This is a genomic window from Amycolatopsis sp., assembly GCF_035546795.1.
Classification (GTDB): domain Bacteria; phylum Actinomycetota; class Actinomycetes; order Mycobacteriales; family Pseudonocardiaceae; genus Amycolatopsis_E.
In genome coordinates this window covers 261,465-268,210 of the sequence record NZ_DASZWC010000039.1, presented here as the reverse complement: position 1 = coordinate 268,210, position 6,746 = coordinate 261,465, and the positions used below count along the sequence as shown (strand labels likewise).

General features: G+C 71.1%; 5 protein-coding genes. 1 reads left to right on the top strand and 4 read right to left on the bottom strand.

Annotated elements, in window-relative coordinates; translation table 11 throughout:
* Positions 1-135 precede the first annotated feature (135 nt).
* From VHD82_RS23080 to VHD82_RS23065, 4 genes are all read right to left on the bottom strand, one after another.
* The gene (locus tag VHD82_RS23080) at positions 136-1,140 is read right to left on the bottom strand and encodes a site-specific DNA-methyltransferase (protein WP_325707533.1); all 1,005 of its coding nucleotides are present in this window, start codon (positions 1,138-1,140) and stop codon (positions 136-138) included.
* A 56-nt stretch (positions 1,141-1,196) separates the two neighbouring features.
* The gene (locus VHD82_RS23075; RefSeq protein WP_414637564.1) at positions 1,197-3,008 is read right to left on the bottom strand and encodes a DNA-methyltransferase; all 1,812 of its coding nucleotides are present in this window, start codon (positions 3,006-3,008) and stop codon (positions 1,197-1,199) included.
* Positions 3,009-3,196: 188 nt separating this feature from the next.
* Positions 3,197-4,141: a DNA methylase gene (locus VHD82_RS23070; protein WP_325707530.1), complete on the bottom strand. Its 945-nt coding sequence runs from the start codon at positions 4,139-4,141 to the stop codon at positions 3,197-3,199.
* On the bottom strand, positions 4,134-5,126 hold the full coding sequence (locus VHD82_RS23065) for a hypothetical protein (RefSeq protein WP_325707527.1): 993 nt from the start codon (positions 5,124-5,126) through the stop codon (positions 4,134-4,136). Before VHD82_RS23065 ends, VHD82_RS23070 begins: the two co-directional genes overlap by 8 nt.
* Before the next feature lie 529 nt (positions 5,127-5,655).
* On the opposite strand from VHD82_RS23065, the gene VHD82_RS23060 reads away from it, so the two are divergent.
* Positions 5,656-6,633 (top strand): hypothetical protein, encoded by a 978-nt coding sequence (locus VHD82_RS23060; RefSeq protein WP_325707524.1) that lies wholly within the window; start codon positions 5,656-5,658, stop codon positions 6,631-6,633.
* Positions 6,634-6,746: the final 113 nt, after the last annotated feature.

Here is a 6,746-nt window from a genome sequence, read left to right as displayed (position 1 = left end):
GGCCTGGGTGCGGGTGATCTGGCGCTGCTGGCAAAACGCAACCCCCTACAACCACGCTCTGCACGGCGGCGCTCAACACCTCATCGATCAGCAGGTCGCGGCCTGATTCTGATCTAGAGGTTGACACAAGGGGTGTCATGCGGCGCTCCGGGTCGGGCCGGGGCTGGCGACCGGGTGGTCGGCGGCCAGGCGGGTGAGGGCGATGTCGTGGAAGGCGGGGTTGAGATCGATGCCGATGTAGCGGCGGTGAAGGCGGCGGGCGGCAAGTCCGGTGGTGCCGGTGCCGCTGAACGGATCGAGCACCACACCACCGGGTGGGCAGCCGGCCGCGATGCAGCGCAGGGGCAGCTCGATCGGGAACGCGGCGGGGTGGCCATGCCGCTGCGGTCGGGTGGGAATCGACCAGACATCCCCCGGGTTCTTCCCGGGATTCGTGCCGCGGTGGGGTGGTTGGCGGATGGGGTCGAGGTCGAAGTGGTATCGCGCCTGCCTGGCCAGCAGGAACAGCAGTTCGTGGCGGCAGGCCAGGCGGTCCCGGACCGGGGTCGGGGTGGCGTTGGGCTTGTGCCAGATGATCGCGTTGCGCAGGATCCAGCCGTCGGCCTGCAACGCGAGGGCGACTCGCCACGGCATCCCGACCAGGTTCTTGAACGGCACGTCGGCCGTGGGCCGGAAGCGGGGTTGGCGATCCTGGCCGGGCTGCGTGCACCAGTAGCCGTCCGAGTTGGTGGAGTAGCTGTCGCCGAGGTTGAGCCACACCGTCCCGGTGGAGGTCACTACCCGGTGGAGTGCGGCGAAGACTCGGCGCAGGGCGGCGATGTGGGCGCTGGGGGTGGCTTCCAGCCCGTACTGGCCATCCACGCTCGTGGCGCCGCACCGTCGACAGCGGCGCGGTTGGCTGACCGAGGCCAGCAGGTGCTCGTCCTCGGCGCGGTGTGCGCAGGCAGGGTCGCCGCCCTTCCAGGTGCCGGTGGCGTAGTCGCGCAGGCGCCAGTACGGCGGGGAGGTCACCACGCAGTCGGCCGTGCCCTCGCCCAGCCGGCGCAGGATGCGCAGGGCGTCCCCGACGTAGAGGATGAGGTCGGGCTCGCGGTGGTGGGCGGCTGGGCCTGGCCCGGCGTGGTGCACGGGCGCGCACATAGCTGACGTCGGTGGTCGACGCTGAGGCCGCGTGGCGTCCCGGGTTTCGGTGGTGTTCACGCGGCGGCCCTCCAGTCGTCTGGGGTGGGCGTGGCATGGTCGCCGTGCGCGAGGCCGAGCCGGTTCAGGCCGATGTCGTGGAAGTCCGGGTTGAGGTCGATGCCGATGTAGCCGCGGCCCAGGCGACGGGCGGCCAGTCCGGTGGTCGCCGCGCCGCTGAACGGGTCGAGCACGACGCCGTGCGGTGGGCAGCCGGCCGCGATGCAGCGCAGCGGAATTTCGATCGGGAAGGCGGCGAAATGCGCGGCGCGCAGCGGCCGGGTGGTGATCGACCACACGTCACCGGGGTTCTTGCCGCGGGGATGCGCAGCGGTGTGGTGGTGGCCGGTGGGGCGCATCGCCTGGCCGGGCGGATGGCCGGTGAAGGCGGCCGTGTCCCGGTACTTGCCGGAGGTGCCGTAGACGGTGTGGCCACGTCGCCGGGCGGTGGCGTCGATCCCGCCGTGCCGGCCTTTCCTGCCGCCGATGACGACCCCCTCGGTGAGTGCCTCGGGGCGGCTCAGGGGTTCGCGAACGGGGTCGAGGTCGAACCAGTAGGTGGGCTGCTTGGCAAGTAGGAACAGCAGTTCGTAGCGGTTGGACAGCCGGTCGCGCACGGACTCGGGCATGGCGTTGGGCTTGTGCCAGACGAGTGCGTTGCGCAGGATCCAGCCGTCGTGTTGGAGGGCGAACGCGACCCGCCAGGGCATGCCGACGAGGTTCTTGCGGGGAATGCTGCGTGTGCGCTGCACGCCAGCGTGGCGGACCGATTCCCGCAGCGGTGCCGCGGCCGCCCGCCCCGACAGCGTGCTCGTCCGCATCGGGTCGCGAGTGCGGCCGGGTGGGTCGGCGCTATAGGAATCGCCGAGATTGAGCCACACCGTGCCGGTGTCGACCAGCACCCGCCGCAGGTGGGCGAACACCGCGCGCATCGTGTCCACATACGCCTCGGGCGTGGGTTCCAAGCCGTACTGCCGATCCTGGCGGACCGCCCCGCACCGCAGACAGGTCCGTGGATTCCCGCCGCGGTGCGCGGGCGAGGCGGGATAGGCGGCCCCCGGGTCACGTGACTGAGTATGGGATTGAAATTGATTGGTGCCGCGGCCGGTGGAGTGCGCACAGTCAGCCCGCCCGCCGATCCAGGTGCCTGTGCCGTAGTCGCGCAACCCCCAATAGGGCGGCGAGGTGACCACGCAGTGCACCGACGAGTCGGCGAGCTCGGACAACACCTCGACGGCATCACCGGTGTAGAGGCTGACCTGGGAATCGGTGAAGTAAGGCGGGCGCATCACGCGGCCCTCCCCAACCCGGTGGTGTCGCGGCGGGGGGCGCGGTGCTGCGAGCGGGCGAAGGTCGCGTCGTCCACCAGCGGCTGGTGCGCGCCGGGCGCTGAGCGCATCCACTCCTCGGGTCGCGACGGCCCGGCCCGCGACGCGGCGTCCGCGGACTTGGCGCCCGGTGTAGCCGGCGCGGACCAGCTCGGCCATGGCGTCGCGGGCGCGACGGGTGTTCTCGGCGTGGTACTCGGCCAGCACCGCAGCACGCACCCGCCGGGACACGACGCTCGCAGCGCGGGATGCGATATTCCCACCGGTGCCGCTGCGCTCGCGCCCGGACAGTTGTCTGCTGGTGGAACCGAGTCGGCCACCCGAGGCTTGTGCGACGGCCAGGCGCTCCTGGGTGTCGGACACCGGGCGGCGCCCGCGGTGTCGCCGCGAGGCCACGGTCGGGATCCGTGCCAGCACTCGTCGGGCTCTGCGGGCGGCGAACGCGCCCCCCGGTGCCGGGCTGGCTACCGCATCCGGTGCGGGCTGGGTGCGCTCGATCATGTCGGGGTCCTGTTCGTCGCGGGGTGACGGGGCCTGGGCGGCGTGCTCGGTGCCGGGTCGGTGGGCGATCTCGCCGCGGGGGCGCGGCGTACCGGGAGGGCAACGGTGTCGGCGCGCGGCGCGCAGGGCAGCACGCTGGCGGCGGAAGCGGGGGTTCCAGCCGCAGTCCCGGCAGTACAGGCGTGTGCTCATGCGGCTCGCACCCAACCGTCGCGGGCGGCATCGGTGCCGGCGTCGGTCGCGTGCGGCCGCGGCGGTGCCGAGACAACGAGAGACGGGGGTTCCCCGGCGGCGAGGGTGGCTGGCTCGGCCAGGGCGGGGGCGCGGAACACCAGGACGTCGTGATGGACCGACAGCAGCGTCGGCACGCCGGCGGCGCGGTCGCGGGCAGCGGCGCGGCGCTCGGCCAGCGACGCGCGGGTGACCACGCGGCTGCCGCGCAGCTCACCCAACATGGCCACGCAGCGCGCCGCCGGGAGGAACCCCACGGCCTGTCCGGCGGCCAGCACCCGGCTCGGCAGGTCCAGCAGCGCCCCGCCGTGCCGCCACGGCCGAAGGGTGATGACGACATGCCCGCCGGGGCGCACCAACGGCCGGCATTGCCGCAGAGCGTGGGTCAGCCTGGCCATCGCGTGCGCCGGATCGGCGTCATCAACGACACTGCCGGCGCGGGGGCGCAGGGCGGTGAGCACCAGTCCGACGCGACCGGCCATCCCGGCCGCCCGCACGCTGGCCAGCAGTCGCGGATCGCCGTCCAGGACGCAGCCATCCCGCCATGCCCCGTGCCGCTTGGCGGCCGTGACGTTGGCGCGCGCGGTGTTCCACCAGCGGGCATTCGGGGTGAGTCCGACGGCGTGCCGACCGGCGCGCAGCGCTTCCACCAAGACAGTGCCCGCCCCGCAGTCCGGGTCCAGCACGACCTCACCCGGCGTGCTGTAGTCCGCGATAGCGCTGGCGGCGACCGCGGGCACCACCCGCTCGGTGTCGGCTGCGGTGTCCGCCACGTAGCCGCCGTCCCGCAGTTGGCTGATCTCGTCGTGCTGCCCGGTCGGCCACACCGAAAGTGCCGCCGTGGCGGGCTCCTCCCCCACCGGCCGGTAACGGGGGCCGGAACCGACCACCCCGTCACACATCGGAGGTCTCCGTGTCGGCCGAGGTGGTGGGGGCCGCCGGGAACCTGGTGAAGACGAGCAGATCGGAATGCACGCGCGCGGGAGTTGAAGGCGCGCCGGCTGCCCTACCCGGGGCGGCTAGGCAACCGGTGGCGGAGCCCGCGCCGATGTCCAACGCGTCCTGCCGGACGGGGACCCACAGCAGCGCAGCGTGATCGCGATAGGTCAGCCCGGTCTGCTGGATAAGACGTACCAGCGCCCCGGTGGGATCGGTCAACCGTCCCGCACGATGGTCACCATGCGTGACGACCGCGAGAGTGCCATGGAAGGCCAGCAGACGATCCCAATCCCAGGCGTGCACCCAACCCGGAGCGTGCGGGTCGACGGCCGTGATGATCAGGTCGAAGCGCTCCGACGGGTCAGCCGCTGGCCCGCTGGCCGACGCGATCGCGGCGCGCGGGCCGGACCGGCCGCCCCTGACGGGATCCTGGTCAGTGCGGCCGAGGTCTCCGTCCGACTCCGGTGCATGGACCGGCGGCATGGACCGCTCGGCGATGCCGTCGGCAGTCGGACTCTCGATCGGACCGGCCGTGTAGGTCTGGATGCCGCGCCCAAGTCGGACCACGGTCCATGCGGCCTCCTGCAGTCCGGCGTACGGGCCGTGACCCCGCCCGCTACCGACCTCCGCCGGTGCGGATGCGGTCCGCAGGGAGCCGCCTGGTGAGGCCAGCAGCAGGACCCGCTGGCCGGGTTCGGTGTAGGTGGTGACGATCTTGACCACGGCGGTCAGCAGCCAGTCGGCGAGCAGTCCGGTGCCGTCCCGGTGCTCGCCCTGGCCGCAGGGCCAGACCGTGGACAGGGGCCGGTGCCGCAGTGTCAGTCGGGGTGTTCGCGGGCGGCGCGCTCGCCCCAGCGGGGACACCGAGCCACGAGTCCGTTCGGGACGCCGCGTGTGGGGGGAACCAGAGGTTGCGCCGTCGTGGCCTGTGCCGTTGCCGCGGATCATGGGTGGCTCCTGGGCGGGTCGGTGGTGTTTGCACTAACACCCCTGAAGCCCCTTTTTCAGCCCCGTTTTGGACACACCACGACGACGTTCTTTCGCGACCCGTGGATAAAGCATCGAGATCCTGCCCCCTAAAATCCTGGGCTATTGTGCGCTCCAGCGGCGACGCGATGTCCGAATCCGCGCCCGTGTCGGACTCAGCCACATTTCCGGCACATTTTCCAAGATTTTTCTCACTGTCGGAGTTGATCGCTTAAAAGATCTTGTTCAGCCTTGGTCAGAGTCCAGCCATGGTCACCATCAAATTACTAGATCAACATTAAAACCCCAGCTCACACACTACTAAAGGTGATCACCGGAGATCGCCCACCCCCTTGCTGGTCCACTTGACGCGAATCGGCGACCGACGGTGAATTAGTAATGAATTAGTAGCTCAAGGAAGATCATTTAGCAGAAATCGTTAGTATTTAAGTAGTAGCGAGTATGGCTTCCTGATGGCGTTCTCTCCGCCTCAAAATCAGGGAGCCGTGTCATGGCTGCAACACCGTGGTCCCGCCACTCCGAAAACACCTCGCCCGTGAATTCGCTGGATATCGCGCGCGGCGCCTTCACCTGGCTGGTGACGGGCCCGGATCCGATTTCTGTGGACGGCCGGTTGTTTCCTGGCCTGCCGTCTCGCCGTCTGCCGCTGGACGAGGTGCGTGACCACCTGATGGCCCGGCGTTGCACGCAAGCCACGCGGGACGCGGTGTGGGCGCATCTGGTGCTGCGCTCCCGAACCGAGGGGGCGCGCTGGACGGTCGCCGCGACCGGGGCGGCATTGCCGGCGCTGACCTCGGTTACCACGACACTCGCGACCCGGTTCCCCGGCGATCCGGCGGACCTGGCCGCCGAGGTGCTGCGCGGCTTCCTGGCCGCGCTGTCGACCATCGACGTGCGCCGGCCGCGCATCATGCTGCGGCTGCGGTGGGCCGCCTACCGGTCCGGCCACGACGCGCTCACCGAAGCCCTGGCCGGTCCGACTCCGGTCGCGCCGGGCTTCCGCTCCGCCCCGCCGCACCCGCCGTGGGGGCATCCGGATCTGGTTCTGGCCCGTGCCGTCGCGGACGCAGTCCTGACCCCGGCCGAGGCCGAACTGATCGGCACTACCCGGCTGGAGAACGTGGTGCTGTCGGACTGGGCGGCTCACAACCAGACGCCCCTGTGGGCGGCGTACAAGACCCGTAAACGTGCCGAGGCCCGACTGCTCACTTACCTGCGCGACGACGCGCTCGATGACGACCCGGCCGACTCCCTGACCGACCGCGTGGCCACTGCGATCGCGCTCTCGCGACCCGTCGCCATCCACCACTACGCCGACGATCCGTCACTGTCCGTGTCCGCCCGGCGGGGAGCTCGCGCGCGCAAAGTTCGCCGCCTCATGTCCAAAACGGACCCGAAATCCGGTGTTCAGGGGTGCAGGGGAAACCCACCCGCTTCCCGTTCTTCGGAGGTCTCTCGATGCGCATGACACGCCGTCCGCGCTCCATCAGCCACCTGGATGGCCCGCCGCACATCAGCACCCCGTCCTGTGCGCGGGCCGGCGCGGTGGACCGGTCTCGCCCCCGCCGGTCCACCGCGCCG